Source organism: Exiguobacterium sp. s161, assembly GCF_018619045.1.
GTDB lineage: Bacteria > Bacillota > Bacilli > Exiguobacteriales > Exiguobacteriaceae > Exiguobacterium_A > Exiguobacterium_A indicum.
Genome location: NZ_JACSNH010000003.1, coordinates 147,164 through 163,823, shown reverse-complemented (window position 1 = coordinate 163,823; position 16,660 = coordinate 147,164). Strand labels below are relative to the sequence as shown.

The 16,660-nt window shown below is 46.9% G+C and carries 14 protein-coding genes and 1 pseudogene; 1 reads left to right on the top strand and 14 read right to left on the bottom strand.

Features of this window, described 5'->3' with window-relative positions; all coding sequences use genetic code 11:
* Position 1: 1 nt before the first annotated feature.
* The 4 genes from floA to rpsU all read right to left on the bottom strand — a co-directional run bounded on the left by floA (position 2) and on the right by rpsU (position 2,314).
* Positions 2-985 carry a flotillin-like protein FloA gene (floA, locus tag KNQ14_RS10385; RefSeq protein WP_023467489.1) on the bottom strand — a complete coding sequence of 328 codons (984 nt, stop codon included), beginning with the start codon at positions 983-985 and terminating at the stop codon, positions 2-4.
* Entirely contained in the window at positions 982-1,503 is a 522-nt protein-coding gene (locus tag KNQ14_RS10380; RefSeq protein WP_235147624.1) for an NfeD family protein, read from the bottom strand. The genes floA and KNQ14_RS10380 overlap by 4 nt, the downstream gene beginning before the upstream one ends.
* Positions 1,504-1,672: 169 nt before the next feature.
* Positions 1,673-2,119, bottom strand: a complete 447-nt coding sequence (locus tag KNQ14_RS10375) for a GatB/YqeY domain-containing protein (RefSeq protein ID WP_023467485.1) — start codon at positions 2,117-2,119, stop codon at positions 1,673-1,675.
* Positions 2,120-2,140: 21 nt separating this feature from the next.
* On the bottom strand, positions 2,141-2,314 hold the full coding sequence (gene rpsU, locus KNQ14_RS10370) for a 30S ribosomal protein S21 (RefSeq protein ID WP_012369719.1): 174 nt from the start codon (positions 2,312-2,314) through the stop codon (positions 2,141-2,143).
* A gap of 313 nt (positions 2,315-2,627) precedes the next feature.
* Between rpsU and KNQ14_RS10365 the strand changes: the two genes are divergently transcribed.
* Positions 2,628-3,887 (top strand): dicarboxylate/amino acid:cation symporter, encoded by a 1,260-nt coding sequence (locus tag KNQ14_RS10365; protein WP_058265080.1) that lies wholly within the window; start codon positions 2,628-2,630, stop codon positions 3,885-3,887.
* A gap of 68 nt (positions 3,888-3,955) precedes the next feature.
* Here KNQ14_RS10365 and pulA read toward each other — a convergent pair whose 3' ends face one another.
* The 10 genes and pseudogenes from pulA to KNQ14_RS10315 form a co-directional block, all read right to left on the bottom strand.
* Entirely contained in the window at positions 3,956-6,868 is a 2,913-nt protein-coding gene (gene pulA / locus KNQ14_RS10360; RefSeq protein WP_214860963.1) for a type I pullulanase, read from the bottom strand.
* 228 nt (positions 6,869-7,096) lie between these two features.
* Positions 7,097-8,023 carry an LCP family protein gene (locus KNQ14_RS10355; protein ID WP_023467480.1) on the bottom strand — a complete coding sequence of 309 codons (927 nt, stop codon included), beginning with the start codon at positions 8,021-8,023 and terminating at the stop codon, positions 7,097-7,099.
* A 13-nt stretch (positions 8,024-8,036) separates the two neighbouring features.
* Positions 8,037-9,212: a DHHW family protein gene (locus KNQ14_RS10350; RefSeq protein WP_075642014.1), complete on the bottom strand. Its 1,176-nt coding sequence runs from the start codon at positions 9,210-9,212 to the stop codon at positions 8,037-8,039.
* Between the two features lie 15 nt (positions 9,213-9,227).
* Positions 9,228-10,616 carry an MBOAT family O-acyltransferase gene (locus tag KNQ14_RS10345; RefSeq protein ID WP_023467476.1) on the bottom strand — a complete coding sequence of 463 codons (1,389 nt, stop codon included), beginning with the start codon at positions 10,614-10,616 and terminating at the stop codon, positions 9,228-9,230.
* Entirely contained in the window at positions 10,606-11,091 is a 486-nt protein-coding gene (locus KNQ14_RS10340; RefSeq protein ID WP_214860962.1) for a hypothetical protein, read from the bottom strand. The genes KNQ14_RS10345 and KNQ14_RS10340 overlap by 11 nt, the downstream gene beginning before the upstream one ends.
* Positions 11,088-12,188, bottom strand: coding sequence for a non-hydrolyzing UDP-N-acetylglucosamine 2-epimerase (gene wecB, locus KNQ14_RS10335; protein WP_214860961.1), 1,101 nt, complete (start codon positions 12,186-12,188; stop codon positions 11,088-11,090). Before wecB ends, KNQ14_RS10340 begins: the two co-directional genes overlap by 4 nt.
* A 112-nt stretch (positions 12,189-12,300) precedes the next feature.
* A pseudogene (gene tagH, locus KNQ14_RS10330) lies at positions 12,301-13,041 on the bottom strand (teichoic acids export ABC transporter ATP-binding subunit TagH); the annotation flags it as partial.
* 11 nt (positions 13,042-13,052) lie between these two features.
* On the bottom strand, positions 13,053-13,853 hold the full coding sequence (locus KNQ14_RS10325) for an ABC transporter permease (protein WP_023467468.1): 801 nt from the start codon (positions 13,851-13,853) through the stop codon (positions 13,053-13,055).
* A complete protein-coding gene (locus tag KNQ14_RS10320) occupies positions 13,850-15,142 on the bottom strand; it encodes a nucleotide sugar dehydrogenase (RefSeq protein ID WP_214860960.1) in 1,293 nt (430 codons plus the stop codon). The genes KNQ14_RS10325 and KNQ14_RS10320 overlap by 4 nt, the downstream gene beginning before the upstream one ends.
* A 278-nt stretch (positions 15,143-15,420) precedes the next feature.
* Entirely contained in the window at positions 15,421-16,659 is a 1,239-nt protein-coding gene (locus KNQ14_RS10315) for a glycosyltransferase family 4 protein (protein ID WP_251138379.1), read from the bottom strand.
* Position 16,660: the final 1 nt, after the last annotated feature.

Sequence of the window (16,660 nt, the reverse complement as noted above, 5' to 3'; positions counted from 1 at the left end):
TTTATTGTGAGTCATTTGGTGATGATTGCCCACCGATTGCTTGACGCATTTTCGTATCTGCCGTCACGTTCAAGTAGTTTGCATAATCCATGACGCCAAAGTTACCGTCACGCATCGCTTCAGCGATCGCAAGCGGCACTTCCGCTTCAGCAGCGACAACCTTCGCACGCATCTCTTCAACACGTGATTTCATCTCTTGTTCACTTGCGATCGCCATTGCGCGACGTTCTTCCGCTTTTGCTTGCGCAATGTTCTTATCTGCTTCTGCTTGATCCGTCTGCAGAACCGCACCGATATTCTTACCGATATCAATGTCCGCGATATCAATCGAGAGAATCTCGAACGCCGTACCCGAATCGAGTCCTTTCGCAAGAACCGTCCGTGAGATCATCTCTGGATTCTCAAGTACTTCTTTTTGGTCATTACACGAACCAATGGTTGAGATGACACCCTCACCAACACGTGCGATGACCGTTTCTTCCCCAGCACCACCGACGAGACGATCAATGTTCGCACGTACCGTGATCCGGGCTTTCGCTTTTACTTCAATCCCGTTCATTGCCACACCGGCGATAAATGGTGTTTCGATGACTTTCGGGTTAACCGACATTTGAACAGCTTCCAGAACGTTACGACCAGCAAGATCAATCGCTGCTGCGCGTTCGAAGCTCAACTCGATATTCGCACGGTGTGCTGCAATCAAGGCATTGACGACGCGGTCAACGTTACCACCGGCAAGGAAGTGACTTTCCAGTTGATTCGTATTCAAGTTCAATCCCGCTTTAACTGCCTTAATCAACGGATTGACGATTTTAGATGGTGTCACTCGACGTAGTCGCATCCCGACTAATGTAAAGATCGATACACGTACGCCTGCTGCGAGCGAGCTGATCCAAAGTGGGATCGGAACGAGCGTGAAGAAGATGGCGAGGAAAATTAAAATTCCTCCAGATATGAGTAATACGGTCAATAGTTCAGGTGTCATGTGTGGGACTCCTCCTTCGTATGTTGGACTCTAACAATAACGCGTCCATGCGTCACTTCTTTTACGACGATTGTTTCCCCCGCTTGAATGAAGGTCCCTTCCGTTACGGCATCAATTCGATTCCCATCGATTTCAATCGTTCCTGATGGACGAAGAGGCGTCAAACTGACTCCTTCTTGTCCTAACAGTTGTACTTTGTCTTGATGGGAGAGATAGCCTTTTTCAGACGATGTCGAATCCGTCAAAATCAAACCGCGCCATAGTAACGACTGATTTGATTTAATTCTGCGATACGCCCAGTATCCGGCCGCAAGCGATAGAAATACAGCAAGTCCGATTGCGATACCTACTTGACCAACTGTAGCGCCTGCCATGATCAGACTAGCAAGGACCGCACCGATTCCGAGGACTCCAAAGATTCCGAACCCTGTGACGAATATTTCGACCAGTAACATGAGGACCCCAATCATGAAGACCGCCAAAATCATTCCTAAGCTAAACGTCATGCGTACGTTCACCCCTTTTCATTCGTGTCAGAAGCTGCTTCTTTTGCACTTTGATTCGTTACTATAATTATATACGCTTTCAAAACAAAAAGGTTTCATGACTATTCTGAATTCATTAAGAAACTTTTAATTGTGACAGGAACGACAAAAAAGGTGCCCCGAAGGACACCTTTTTCATGTATTAAGCGAGCCGTTGTTTGACGAGTCGATTAATTAACGCACCGTCTGCCTTGCCTTTAAGCTGTGGCATGACGATACCCATTACTTTCCCCATATCTGAAGGAGCAGAGGCACCCGTCTGCGCAATAGCTGCGTCGACGATTTCCTGTACTTCTTCCTCGGAAAGCTGTTTTGGCATATAAGCTTCGAGCACGACAATCTCTGCTTGAATTTTCTCGACGAGATCGTGACGACCAGCGCTTTCGAATTCTCGGAGGGAGTCGTTGCGCTGCTTCATTTCACGTGAAAGAATTGTTAATTCTTCCTCGTCTGTCAATTCTTGCTTACCGAGTTTGATCGTTTCATTTTGCAGCGATGATTTCACCATCCGAATCGTCGTAAGACGATCTTTTTCACGTAGACGCATGGCTTCTTTCATATCCGCTGTCAAACGCTCCTGAAGACTCATGAGGATACACCCTCTCTAACGTTAGAACTTCTTACGCTTACGCGCAGCCTCCGATTTAAGCTTACGTTTTACACTTGGCTTTTCGTAGTGTTTACGTTTACGAACTTCTGCAAGCGTACCATCTTTTGAAACACCACGTTTGAAGCGACGAAGTGCGTCTTCAAGTGATTCATTTTTACGTACACGAGTTTCCACTAGTTTTCCCTCCCTCCGATATTACCGACTAAAGGAAACGTGTCAGACACGTCATACAACATTATAGTAGGAATATACAATTTGGTCAACAGTTGATTCTAGCGACTTTTCTGTACCCTACGCTGTTCCTTTTTGTTCTTATCTATCCTCTCATGGTTGCATCCGTTTGACAACAAAATCTAGTCATTCCTGCATCAAAATCCAGAAACTTTTTTGTAAGCGTTATCACGTGTTTTTTAAAATGTTTTGTCAAAAAGGGTGATGATGTGTCAAAATATAGACAATTATCAAATAAAGGAGTGTGACATCACTTATGAAAGAAGCAAAGCGCATCATCTGGGGATTGATTCTCGGGGTGATCCTCGGAATCATTCTTGCTAGCTTACCGGATAAGTCGATTTATGAGGGATTGAATAAATATGCTTTACAACCCATCGGGACGATCTTCCTGAACTTGATTAAGATGCTCGTCGTACCGATCGTCTTCTTCTCGATCGCCCTCGGCGTCATGGGTCTTGGTAATCCAAAAGAGCTTGGTCGTGTCGGCGGAAAGGCAATTGGCTACTTCATGACGACGACGGCTGTCGCGATTGTCATTGCTCTCGGTTTGTCATTATTGATCAAGCCGGGTACGTTCGGTAACTTCGAGACGCAAGGTCTGGAATATGATAACGGAAATCTACCAGATACGAGCATTATCAATACAATCGTCGGTATGTTCCCGACGAACCCGATCACGTCGATGGCAGAAGGTAATATGCTGCAAATCATCGTCTTTAGTGTCTTTATCGGTTTTGGAATCACGTTCCTCGGTCAAAAAGTCTCGACACTACGGACATTCATCGAGCAGGGTAATGATTTAATGACGTACTTGATCACGCTTGTCATGAAGATGGCACCGCTTGGAGCATTCGCCCTAATCGCATCAGCCGTTGGTTCACAAGGACTTAATTCCCTAAAGGCGATGGGGCTTTATATGGGTGTCGTCATCTTGTCACTATTCGTCCATTCCGTATTGACGTATGGTTCGACCGTTTCACTTCTTGGGAAGATGAACCCGTTCTTCTTCTTTAAGAAATTCGCACCTGTCATGCTGTTCGCTTTCTCGACGTCTTCGTCGAACGCAACACTTCCTGTTGCGATGCAAACGGCTCAAAAAGAGTTGAAGGTTCCGCGCTCCGTCTCAAGTTTCGTCCAGCCTCTCGGTGCGACGATCAACATGGATGGAACAGCAATCATGCAAGGTGTCGCGACTGTCTTCATCGCGCAAGTCTACGCTGTTGATTTGACGCCAGGTCAACTTGCGACGGTCGTCCTGACAGCTGTTCTCGCCTCAGTCGGTACAGCTGGTGTACCAGGTGTCGGTCTCGTCATGTTGACGATGGTTCTTCAATCGGTCAATCTACCGGTCGAAGGAATCGCTTTAATCATCGGTGTCGATCGTCTTCTTGATATGATGCGGACAGCCGTCAACATCACTGGTGACGCAGCATGTGCCGTCATCGTCGCGAAATCGGAAGAAGGTAATCTGAAAGAAGAAGAGAACGAAGAAACGGATGAGCGTTACGCTTGATTGCACGTTTCTCGACTGACGAAAAGGACGTTCCGCCAACTGCGGAACGTCCTTTTTTATTTGTTCACTTATTTTGATAAGACGAATGAGCTAAGTCCTTCGACACGAACCGTACCTGATACTTTACGGATTGTTTTGGATCCTGCTTGTTTACCGTCTACAAGCAGCTTCCATTTTCCTTTTGGTAACTTCATGTCGACTGCTTTTCGATTTGCATTGTGAATGACATAGAGATCCTCTTTTTGTTTCGGCGCAGCATCATCTAGTCGATACGCGATGACTTGAGCCGGTGCTGCTTCAAACGTCAGGTAACGACGAATGTCTTTTGCTGTTGCTAAATGAAGTACTGGATTCTTTTTGCGTAACTCGATCAATCCTGTCATATAATCAACGTCTTGTTGACGGTCCATCTTCCGTTTCCAGTCGAGCTGGTTGACAGAATCCGGTGATTTATATGAGTTATGGTCGCCGCCCTTCGTCCGCATGAAATCCTGTCCTGCATGGATGAACGTTGTTCCTTGAGACGTCAACAAGATACTTGAAGCCAAACGATGCATCTTTGTCTTCGTTGCGTCATTGTCTTTCGGATTCGTCAGGTTCAACTTATCCCAGAGCGTATGGTTATCATGTGCTTCAACGTAAGTGATCGCTTGATCTGGTTCTTGCGTAAATCCTTGAATCTCTTTGTTATAAGCAATCTCTCCGACGATTCCGCGTTTGATGCGCGTTTCAAGACCCGTTGCTCCGTTAATGAAACCAGCATCTGAATCGATGAAGACGCTACCTTTGAGCGCATCGCGTAGGTTGTCATTGAAATGTCCGATTCCTGGCATTTGTTTTGTATTCGTTTGGTTGGCCTTCTCTGAATCTGGAAGCGGTGTTCCAAGGCTCCACCCTTCTCCGAATATGAGAATCGACGGATCAATTCGTTTTGTCGCCTGTTTGACAGCATTCATCGTCTTGACGTCATGAATGCCCATTAAGTCAAATCGGAATCCGTCCCAGTGGTATTCTTTCGCCCAGTAAGAGACAGAATCAACGATCAATTTGTGCATCATTTGACGCTCAGACGCTGTATCGTTTCCGACACCCGTTCCGTTCGCTAAATCGCCGCCTTCTGTATAACGGTAGTAATAACCAGGAACGATTTTATCAAGGTTTGATGCCTTTGCGTCAAACATGTGGTTGTAGACGACATCCATGACAGCACGAAGTCCATTGTCATGTAGCCCTTGAATCATCTGCTTCATTTCCTTGATTCGGACTTTTGGATCATAGGGGTTTGTCGCATACGATCCTTCTGGTGCGTTATAGTTCTTTGGATCATAACCCCAGTTATACGATTTAAGCGGGTTCGTCTCATCGACGGAAGCTGTGTTGAAATCATAGACTGGAATGAACTGAACGTGCGTGATGCCAAGTTCCTTCAGATGATCAAGTCCCGTCTTCGTCTTCGTTTTTTTACCATCCTTCGTTAAACGTGTACCTGGCTCGATGACGCCGAGATACTTCCCTTTTTGTTTGATACCTGAATCGTAACCCGAGTTCGTCACATCAAACATCGATAAATCACGGACGTGTGATTCATAGATGATCGCATCTGTCGCATGGCGAAGTGGCATTTTTCCATTTGTCCAGCGTTTTGGATCCGTCTCGCGTAAGTCGACGACGACACCTTGGTCGCCATTGACGGCGACTGCTGTCGCATACGGATCAACCGCACGCGTCGATTCTTTGGCATGTTTGACTTCGTATGTGTATCCGACACCGTCAAGATCGCCCTTGACCGTCACTTGATACACACCACGATCCGTTCGTTCCATCTTGATTTCGCGCGTGATATCTTTTGTCGTAGCAGCTTGTTGCTTTGGTAAGCGATACAATTCGAGCTCGACCGCTTGTGCTGTCGGTGCCCAAACTTTAAACGTCGTCTTTGACTTTTGATAGTCGACACCGAGTTTTCCATCGTAGGCATACTTTTGATCGAATGCTTTCGAACGGAGCACTTTACCCGCTTCAAGGACTGCTTCTCCAAAAACAGGATGAGACGCTCGGACGACTTCTGCTAAATCGATATCTGAAGTGACTTCGACTTTTACCGTTTTGGCATCGATTGCTGACACGGCTGGATTCGTCACGCCTTCAAACGTAAATGCCTTTACGTCTTCTTCCGTCAACGGTGCATTCGTTTTTAATGTCATCGTCCGGAAGTCATCTGCTAAAAAGCTTGTGATTTTCGGTGTGCGATCGATTTCCGGTTTGCTGTAGTATACCGTCTGATCCCCTTCAATCAACCAGATGTCTTTCGCCCCTGCATAAAAGAAACGATCAGCTCCGTCTTTTTCCGACCATCCTTCAAGATGAGGAATGACGCCTGCAAGACGTGCTTTCGTCGGATTATCGAGTGTTACCTTGGCAACGGCACCGAACTCATCTTGCTTGTCAAACTCGAATCGCTTGCCATCCTGCTCTTCCGGCCAAGACCAAACGCCATACTTTTCATAATCATTGTCATACCGGTAATAGTGGATGTTCGTGTCGATATTTTCGACATCTGCTCCATTGCTTGGATTGACTGTCGAGATGTTCTTACTTCCCGAATCGATCCAGATTTCAGCAACACCATTTTTAATCATGTCTTTCGTAATGAAGCGATCATTCTCAGATCCCCCATCTTTGTTCCAGTTATCATCTCGAACGATAAAGCCGATTTTTTCCGGCTGATCAACTGGGAATTCATAAGCTGCGATTTTTCCGTAAGCATCCTCGCCGTTAAAAGCATGAGCTTTATTCGGAAAATAATCCGGTCCATTTGCCCATAACCACAGATTCCAATCCTTCGTGGCATTCGGGTCTGCCTTGTAGTGAATGATGACCAATGTCGACTTCCCTTTTTCCAGTGCTTGACCAGATAAAGAGAGTCCACTAAATATCAGTGCAAACGTTAGCGCAACGATACAAACGAATCTCATGCGTTTCATACGGTAGCCATCTCCTTTTGGTATGTAATCGTTTTCATTTTGCATCCGTTTACAAGTCCTGTCAAAGCCTATTTCATCGGTTTGGTCGAAAATAAGACTTTTGAACCAAGCACTTTTTTTCAAAAAGAATGGGGAGTTACATCAGAGGAAGACAGAAAAAAAGCGTCTCCACAATCATGTGCTAGAGACGCTCATCCTGATTTGTCTGATGGTACTACTAGTTATAGCTTACGATCGTGCAAGAAGTTTAGCGATTGTCTGCTTCGTCTGTTCCATTGATTCGTCCGATGCAAAGAAATACCAGACACCATCACTTGCGATATATCCTTCTCCCTCGATTTTCAGCGGCTTTAATTGTTCGAACCCCCGCTGATTTTCCTGCGCTAGTTGCGCTGCGACATCGAGTCCAATATTCGTCGTAAAGTTGTTTTTCATGACGTCCGTAATCTTTTCGAGTTGCGTCAACAACTGTGGTCCAGCAAGCTTCATTCCGACGGCTTCTAGCACTTGACGCTGACGAATTTGTCGTCCCATATCGCCGAGTGGATCTTGCTTTCGCATCCGAGCGTAACCACTCGCTTCAAGACCCGTCAGATGAATTTTCCCTTTCTCATACTCCTTTTGAAGACGACGGTCGTTCCAACTGAAGGCAGATGGATTGTCGACCGTGACACCCCCAACAGCATCGACCAACTCAATCAATCCATCCATGTTGATTTTCGCATAATAAGGAATATCGGTCTCAAACGTCTGCTCCACCGTCTCGACTGTCTCTTTCACCCCCCCATAGGCATAGGTATGATTGATTTTAGTCTTTTCGCCAGACGGCACGGTTACCTGCATATCTCTTGGAATGGACAGGGAAGTCGCTTGTCTTGTTTTTGGATTGAATGAAAGAAGCATGATGGCATCGGCACGTCCCTTATCATTTTTCCGTTCATCCACGCCCAGTAACAAGACATTGACCGGCTTCATCGATTCGAGTGGCTTCGGCCGCTCTCCATCTAACGGTGTTAAAAACGCGTCTGCCGTTTGCTTCACTTTTAAAAAAGCTAAACCAGCTGATGTACTAGCAATCAGAACGAACCCTAGTAGGAGCGCACTCAATACGCGCCAAACAAGGCGTGGTTTTCTTTTCGCCATTCGGGATCTCATGTCATGAACTCCTTCATAGTGTGTTTTCATACGTCTTCATCAATCCAGCAATGTTCGAATTATGCAGGAACAATACGGAGTCGACTTGTTTTTGTTTAGCGAACTGCGAGACGTCGAATGATTTTGGCACATAACGAACGTCGACGACTTCCAGATTGGCACTTTTAGCAAGGAACGGTAAGACGGGATTCGCGAATGAATCCTTTAAGACGAGAATCGTTGGGCGATCATTCTTCGTCTGCTCCTTCATCGACATGATGCCGTGATTCCCGCGCAAGAATACTTCATACCGATCGACGTAATCTCCCTCCTGCTGAACGAAGGATTCATCAATGACTGGGCGATCGCATGCCCCGTCGTAACAGACATCGATCCCTTTAAAGAATGCTGGTCCATAATAAGCTAACTGATCACCGGACGTCGCGTACGCAAGCGTCGTCTTTCGCGCTAATGAACCATAATAGGTATGCTCATCCTCTTTACGATCTGCTTTTGATGGTGTGACCGGTTGCAAGCCCATCCCCTTCGTAATCGTCTGGTATGCTGACGCTGCCCCGTCGATATTCCAGTGATGATCCGTCTTGAAGTAGTCCGTTAGTTTTAATTGATCAAGTGACAAATTCGTCATCCCGGCAGCCTTGAAGTCCCGAATCATTCCTGCGTAACGTGTCCGTGCATTCGAAGCAACATACGATGGGATCAACTGATCGCGTTCAGCAATGACCGTCTTCGATGGAGCTAGCGCCATATATACGGGTCGATCGACTTCTTGCACGAATTGCTGAAACGCGTTTGGAATCTGGACTTGAGTCGAGGCACTCGGTTCGATCATATAGCCATTTTTAGCTGTATAGATTCCATTACGAAATGGCTGTCTGAAGACATCCTTCGATAGTAGTGCTTGCATCTCAACGAACGTTCCCCGCAAAAGTAGTTGATCCGTGAAATACGTCTCCATCTTCAGCATGTCTTTTCCAGTCGCGATTCCTTCGATCGTCGGATTGACCGATTGTGCGAGCGTACGGTTTTCTAACTGGGAACGCACACGATCCTCTCGGACGATCGTTCCGATACCAATCGTTAACAAGATGAGTAAAAAACTAATTGTCGTCACCCACATCATGATCCGTTCAAAAGAAGTCGTCCGTTTTTGTCCCTGCTTATTTTCTGTTTCAAGTGGCTGTGCCATCAGTAGACCTCCTTTTTAGAAGCGGAAATAGATGAATGGGTTAAACGTACTTGCAACAAGTGCTGATGTCGCCAAAAATAGTAGCAACATCGCATACCCATACTGCATCGTCGTACCAATTCTTCCGAGTGACACAACTAATCGCTCTCCGATGATTTTCGGAATCGGTGTCGCTGCGATACACGCGACAAGCAATAGAACACCATTTTGGACAAGCTGGTAGCTCGCGCGTTCATCCCAGATTACATCTGGTACGAACATCGCTTGAATGTACGTAACGGCTTCTGGGAACGTCTCGGAACGGAAGAATACCCAACCGACCAACACGAGTACGAGTGTCCAAACGGTCGAGAAGACTGGCATTTTCTCCAACCATTTCCCGAGAAATGCTTTCTCGAGCATGATCCAGATTCCGTAATACGCTCCCCACGCGACAAACGTCCAACTCGCACCATGCCAAAGACCTGTCAGCATCCAGACAATTGCTAAGTTGCGATACTGTAACCATGGTGAGACACGATTTCCACCAAGCGGGATGTAGACATAATCCCGGAACCACGATCCAAGCGAAATATGCCAACGACGCCAAAATTCAGAAACTGACTTTGAAATGTAGGGATAGTTAAAATTCTCAAGAAAATGAAATCCGAACATCAAAGCTAGTCCAATCGCCATGTCGCTGTATCCCGAAAAATCGAAATAGATTTGTAAGGCGTAGGCGATGATGCCGATCCAAGCAAGCCCCATCGAAAGATCTTTCATATTGAAGATGGCATCCGCGACCTGACCACATCCATTGGCAAGAATCAGTTTTTTAGCTAAGCCGATCGTAAACCGACGAACCCCTCGGGCAAAATCGGAAACCGTCTCTTCTCGTGACTCGATTTGGCTCGCAATCGTGTTATAGCGAACGATCGGACCCGCGACGAGTTGGGGAAAGAACGCGATATAAAGGGCGAGGTCAAGCGGATTCTTTTGCACCGCTTCCTTCCCTTTGTAGATGTCGATGACATAACTCATCGCATGAAACGTATAGAACGAGATCCCGAGTGGCAAGACGACTTCTGGTACGAACCATCCTAATCCGAATGTCTCGTTGACTGAACGAACAAAAAATCCGCTGTACTTGAACCAGCCGAGTAACCCCAGATTGACTACGATCATGCTGAACATGATCCACTTGACGCCGATTCGGTGTCGATACAGATCGACAAACAAGGCGAAGAAGTAGTTGATTGTGACGCTCAGTAGCATCAGCAATGCAAAACGCGGTTCTCCGAATGCATAAAAGAATAGACTCGTCACTAATAACCAGCCATTTCGGAAGCTGCGTGGGAGTAGGTAATAGACGATCAACACAGTCGGTAAGAACAGAAATAAGAATATCGTCGAACTAAATAGCATACGTCGCTTCCTCCCCTGCCGTGACATGTTGCACAATCTGAATGTCCCGGAGATGGACCCGGAAGCTCCCCTCTTGCAAGAACTTCCATGCCACCTTGAAATACTTCGCTCCTGGTACTCGTTTCATCTGTACATGAACGACTGTCGCATTCGTCAATGTGAAGGTTTCCGTTTCCGATCCCATCCGTTTTTTCTGTCCATATTGCATCTTGAATAACTGAACGACACATGGTGCATCGACTTCGAAATGACAGGTCACCTCGATGAGATCTCCTGTAATCGTTGCGTCTGATCGGTATAACTTTGAAGGCGGATGTTGAAATCCTTGATCAAACAACTGAATGTACAATTTGTCGTCTGCCGTCGCTTCTTGAAAATCAAAATAGACACCATCTGTAGCATCCTCAAGCAAGATTTTTTCCTGCGTTCCGAATGGAAAGAACTGATAAATCGCTGGAGGAATACGTTGACTCATACAGGTACCTCACTCATGATGGCATCGACGATTCGCTCTGCTGCCTGTCCATCGCCATAAGGATTCGCCGCTTGTGCCATCGATTGATAGAACGCCTGATCCGTCAACAATTGATGACTCATCGTATAAATCATCTCTGGGTTCGTCCCGACGAGCTTCAACGTTCCAGCTTCGACCCCCTCTGGACGTTCTGTCGTCTCCCGTAAGACAAGAACAGGCACGCCGAGCGAAGGTGCTTCCTCTTGAATCCCACCTGAGTCAGTCAGAATGAAGGATGCCCGAGCCGCAAGATTATGGAAGTCAAATACATCAAGTGGTTCGATCAATTGAATCCGCGGATGATGCTCCAAGCGAGCTGCCGCCTCTAGTACGACCGGATTCGGATGAACCGGATAGACGATTTCGATTTCTGGATGTTCATTCGCTAGTCGCTCGATTGCATCAAAAATCGTTGCCAGTTGTAAATGATTCTCACGGCGATGAACCGTCAAAAGAACGAGTTTTCGTCCCGACTTCTCTAGGCGCGATAGGACAGGATGTGTATATGTCGGTGATACAGTCGTCTTCAACGCATCGATGACCGTATTACCGGTTACGATGATTGGCGTCTGCTTGTTCTCAGCACGTAAGTTCATTGCGGCCTGTTCAGTCGGTGCAAAATGATAATCCGCCAACACACCTGTCAATTGACGATTCATCTCTTCAGGGAACGGCGCATACTTTTCATATGTCCGTAATCCTGCTTCCACATGACCGACTGGAATCTGTTGATAGAACGCCGCTAAAGAAGCAGCGAACGTCGTCGTCGTATCCCCATGGACAAGGACGAGATCCGGCTGTTCCTTTTCGAGGACGCGACGCATCGCGTTTAAAATACGCGCCGTCATTTCCTCTAACGTCTGACGCGGACGCATCAAATCCAAGTCATGGTCCGGAGTGATCTCGAACAGTTCAAGGACCTGATCGAGCATCTCTCGGTGCTGTGCTGTAACAACGACGATTGGTTCGACGTCCTGACGATTTTCAAGTGCTTTGACGACCGGCGCCATTTTGATCGCCTCTGGTCGTGTTCCGAATACAAGCATGACACGTTTCATTTACTTCATCCCCTATCTCATTTCATGACGATTGTTCAATCGTCTCGCCCATCATTTGCTGATCCACGGAACCAATCCGTTCCGTTCGTTTCTTAGCTACGTAATGGGAGGCTTGCTTTTTTGATAACTGTTTGTACCAATATAGATATTTATTGTATTCAGCCAACGTTTCGTTCGTCGGACCAAATAGACGTACTTCCCCGTATTCCAACCAAAGGATTTTTGTACAGAAACTCTTTACCTGGCTGAGCGAATGACTGACGAAAAAAATCGTTTTCCCTTGATCGCGGAATTCACGCATCTTATCGAGGCACTTTTCGGTAAACGTTTGGTCTCCGACTGAGAGTGCTTCGTCGATGATCAAGATATCTGGATTAATATGAATCGAGATCGCAAAACCAATTCGAGCTCGCATGCCGCTCGAATATGTCTTGACCGGCTGATCGATAAACTCCCCGATATCAGCGAACTCTAGAATTTCTGGAGTAATCGTCTCGATTTGGCGTTTCGTCAAGCCCATCATCAGCCCTTTTAATTCAATGTTATCTCGCCCTGTCAGTTGACTATTCAATCCACTAGAGATGGCAATCAATGCTGACTTTCCACCCAATGTGACCCGACCGTACGTCGGTGGTGTCACGTTAGCAAGCAGATGCGATAGTGTCGATTTTCCACTTCCGTTGATGCCAACGACACCGACGATTTCTCCCTCTTCCACAGAAAAGGAGACGTTCTTCAGAGCATAGAACGATTTTCCATTCACCTTACCGAACAACACTTCCTTTAGCTTGTCGATCGGTCGGGCATAGAGCATGTACCGTTTCGATACATTCTCAAACACGACATGACCCATCGTTCTCCCTCCTATACGTAATCGATGAAATAGCGTCGGAATCGAATGTGAATCGATGCTCCAACAAGTAAGATTGCGAGCGTCATACACCAGAAGTACACGCCGTACCACATATGATCGAGCAGATAGCCGGTTCCGATGAGTGCGGACCGATACCCCTCAATCAAATAAACGAGTGGGTTTAGCATCAACAACATCTTGAATAACGAGTGATCTGGCGGAATCCACATGATTGGCGTCAAATACATCAGCATGCGGATCGCAGATGTCACCATGTTTTGTACATCTCGAATCATCGTCGCAAGTGCGGATAATAATAAGGAAACCGCATAGAGGAATACGACGCCCGCCGGTACGATATATAGGAGTTCAAACGTATGCCATCCCGGGAAGTAACCGAAAGCACACCCTAAAATGATCGTCAAAGCAATCATCGCGAGATGACGGTAGAATTGTGCCAAAATGACATACGCTGGAATCGTACTCAATGGAAAGTGCATCTTCGAGACGAGAGCGACCCGACCATAAATCGACCGGGAACCACTTGGAATCGTACTACCGATGAAGAACCAAGCAATCAATCCGCTGACGAGCCAAAAAACGAACGGAATTCCATCGACTGGATGCCCACCACGAATCCCGAAGCCGAATACGACCCAGTAGACACCGATTTGGAGTAGTGGCGTCATGATCTCCCAAAACCAACCCAGGTATTGCATGCTATATTGACTCTTTGTTTCATAAAGCGAGAGCCGAAAGATCAGATATAGATGATCCTTCAACTCTCCCCCAATCGTTCGTAACGCGTTCATATCGCTTTCGCATCCACTTCCGTCACGCGGTGCGTATGCAAATTACCGAAGTTCAGGACTTTGACAGCGTCGAGCGCTTTGACGATCCCTTTCGTATCGAAGAGCAACGGTGTCCGCATGTAGTTTGCGAGACGACGTGAATCGAATTGTTTGAATTCATCATGATCGACCAAGACAAGCGCTAAATCAGCGCCTTGAATCGCTTCCAGCTCATCAACGAGTTCGAAACGTGTCGAGATCGAACGTTCGACGTGTGGATCACAGACAGCGACGTCAAGTCCACGGTCGAGCAATTGTTCAATGACTTCGACAGCTGGACTCTCGCGCATATCATCGACGTTTCCTTTATACGTGACACCAAAGACGGCGATTTTTGGACGAACACGGGAACCGACGAGGCGAGCCGCTTGATCGGCAACGAATTGCGGCATCTGAACGTTCGTTTGTCGTGCCGTATGAATGATGCGTGCAAGCGATGGGGCTTTTGCGACGATGAAGTACGGGTCGACTGCGAGACAGTGACCACCCACTCCCGGTCCCGGATGATGCAAGTTCACCCGTGGGTGCATGTTCGCCATCTCAATCACATCTAAGACGTTGATCTCTAGTTGATGACATACTTGCGTTAATTCATTTGCGAGAGCAATGTTGACATCGCGGAACGTATTCTCCATCAACTTCGACATTTCGGCTGTTTTGGCATCTGTCCGGACGATTTCACCTTGAACGAATGTTTCGTAGACGGCAGCCCCTGCCTCCGCACACGCTGGCGTCAATCCACCAACGATTCGGTTATTATGGATAAGTTCATGTAAGATTTGTCCTGGCAAGACACGCTCGGGACAATGGACGACATAAATGTCCTCACCGATCGTAAATCCAGCTGCTTCGATTAAGGGACGGACATGATCATCCATCGTACGTGGTGCAATCGTCGATTCGACGATGACGACATTTCCTTTTTCAAGGAATGGCAGCATGTTGTTGACCGCTGAAATGACATATTTCAAATCACATGATTTATACGTATCGTTTAAGTTCGGCGTTGGAACGGCGATTAAGAAAACATCGGCTCGTTCTGGCGTAAGTGTCGCTCGGAATTTTCCGTTCGCGACGACCCGTTTGATGACCTCCTCGAGTCCTGGTTCCTCAATATGAATCGTTCCCGTGTTCAGAAGATTGACGATTTGTGGATCGATGTCGACACCTACGACTTCCGTGCCATGATCCGCGAACATCGCAGAAGAAGGTAATCCAATATATCCTAGTCCGATTGTGCAAAGTTTCATTTTGTCATTCCTCCATCGAGTTAGTCATACTAGCCAACGAACGGTCTGTGGCTTGGCTGTAACTAGACCATAACGACATTTCCTTTGCTTTCCAATGCTTCTAACCATCTCTTAAACCATTCTTCACAGACCTTACATTTCCAGTGTTTTCTATCGTTTTTGTAAATCTTATGAAGCTTTCGCGAATCCTTCGTGTCTATTCGAATGAAACAAAACGACTCGTCAGGAATCCTCCTTCATTGCACGTGGATTTCCCTTCGAGTCGTTGACTATTTTTCTTATTTTGCGCTAGATTCCATGAAAATCGAGTCATAGACAGCAAGAAGTCGACCTTTTTCTTGCTCCCAGTTGTATTGTCTCCTTGCTACGCTTGCTCGTTCCTGCATCGCCCGTCGCAAGTTCTCATCCTTCACTAGACGATTGACCGCCTCGGCGATACTCTGCGGTGATTCGACATCGACGATTAATCCAACTCCTTCTGTTTCGACGACACGACGGATTTCTGGTAAGTCGGCCGCGATGACAGGAATCAACGCCGCCATGTATTCGAATAGTTTATTCGAAGAAGCGGAATAATGATTGAAGCAAACGTTCTGGAGGACTTGAAAGCCGACCGTCGCCGCTGCCGTGTAACTGGGTAGTTCAGCAAGCGGAACCTTCTCAATGAAGCGGATTCGAGACTTTTCCGATGATTGCGTAGCCAGTTGCATGAGTTTCCCTTTTAACTTTCCATCTCCAACGAAAATAAGTGTTCCTCGATCGATGAACGGCATCGCTTCAATAAGTCGCTCTAGGCCACGTCCTTCTTGGATCCCGCCCTGATACAACAAAATCGGCTCGTCTGGTGCGAGTGCTAACTCTTCGCGTAACGGTCGCGGTTGCGGAACAATCGGTTCGTAAAACGGATAATTGTGTAAGACGGACGGTCGAGTTCCATATAACTTTTGATGGTAATCCGCACGTGTGTCATTTTCAACGATCGTCTGATCGACGAAGTGAAGCAACCAGCGCTCTAGTTTCCCTTGCATGCTTCCGTATCCTGTCCGATCGGTTTGGACTTCATGCGAGTCATAGACGATTTGTGCACCACGCGCCGCTCCAATCGCTTGTGGTAACGTATTGACATCGTTCGCATGCATGACGTCATAATCATGCTTCCGGGCAGCACGTGTCATACGAAGAATGCCGAAACTGTTATATAGGGCGTAACGGATGAATCGACTTCGCATGAGTAAAAAGAGCACGAGCATCACGGGAATCAGCCATGGTGCAAGAAGCGCCCCCATCAATCCGATCACAAGAGTCCGTTTTTTCCGTTTGCGAAAGAACGGGAGCCACCTCGCAAAAGGTGGCGTCCGGTCGATTCGAATGACGCGAAACCCTGACATCGGGTATTCGACTTCTGGAAGTGTGCCGTCATTGAGACAGTATAGGTCCACGCGGTGTCCTGCCTCGACGAGTGCTGTACATTCACGTAAGACACGAGCGTCATTCGTAAACGGATTCCAAACAAACATC

Coding starts and splice junctions, on each gene's coding strand:
- floA (WP_023467489.1), bottom strand. CDS start 985: ATGACACCTGAACTATTGACCGTATTACTCATATCTGGAGGAATTTTA.
- wecB (WP_214860961.1), bottom strand. CDS start 12,188: ATGAAACGTGTCATGCTTGTATTCGGAACACGACCAGAGGCGATCAAA.
- KNQ14_RS10325 (WP_023467468.1), bottom strand. CDS start 13,853: ATGAACGCGTTACGAACGATTGGGGGAGAGTTGAAGGATCATCTATAT.
- KNQ14_RS10355 (WP_023467480.1), bottom strand. CDS start 8,023: ATGAGATCCCGAATGGCGAAAAGAAAACCACGCCTTGTTTGGCGCGTA.
- KNQ14_RS10345 (WP_023467476.1), bottom strand. CDS start 10,616: ATGCTATTTAGTTCGACGATATTCTTATTTCTGTTCTTACCGACTGTG.
- KNQ14_RS10365 (WP_058265080.1), top strand. CDS start 2,628: ATGAAAGAAGCAAAGCGCATCATCTGGGGATTGATTCTCGGGGTGATC.
- pulA (WP_214860963.1), bottom strand. CDS start 6,868: ATGAAACGCATGAGATTCGTTTGTATCGTTGCGCTAACGTTTGCACTG.
- KNQ14_RS10350 (WP_075642014.1), bottom strand. CDS start 9,212: ATGGCACAGCCACTTGAAACAGAAAATAAGCAGGGACAAAAACGGACG.
- KNQ14_RS10375 (WP_023467485.1), bottom strand. CDS start 2,119: ATGAGTCTTCAGGAGCGTTTGACAGCGGATATGAAAGAAGCCATGCGT.
- KNQ14_RS10320 (WP_214860960.1), bottom strand. CDS start 15,142: ATGAAACTTTGCACAATCGGACTAGGATATATTGGATTACCTTCTTCT.
- KNQ14_RS10340 (WP_214860962.1), bottom strand. CDS start 11,091: ATGAGTCAACGTATTCCTCCAGCGATTTATCAGTTCTTTCCATTCGGA.
- KNQ14_RS10315 (WP_251138379.1), bottom strand. CDS start 16,659: ATGTTTGTTTGGAATCCGTTTACGAATGACGCTCGTGTCTTACGTGAA.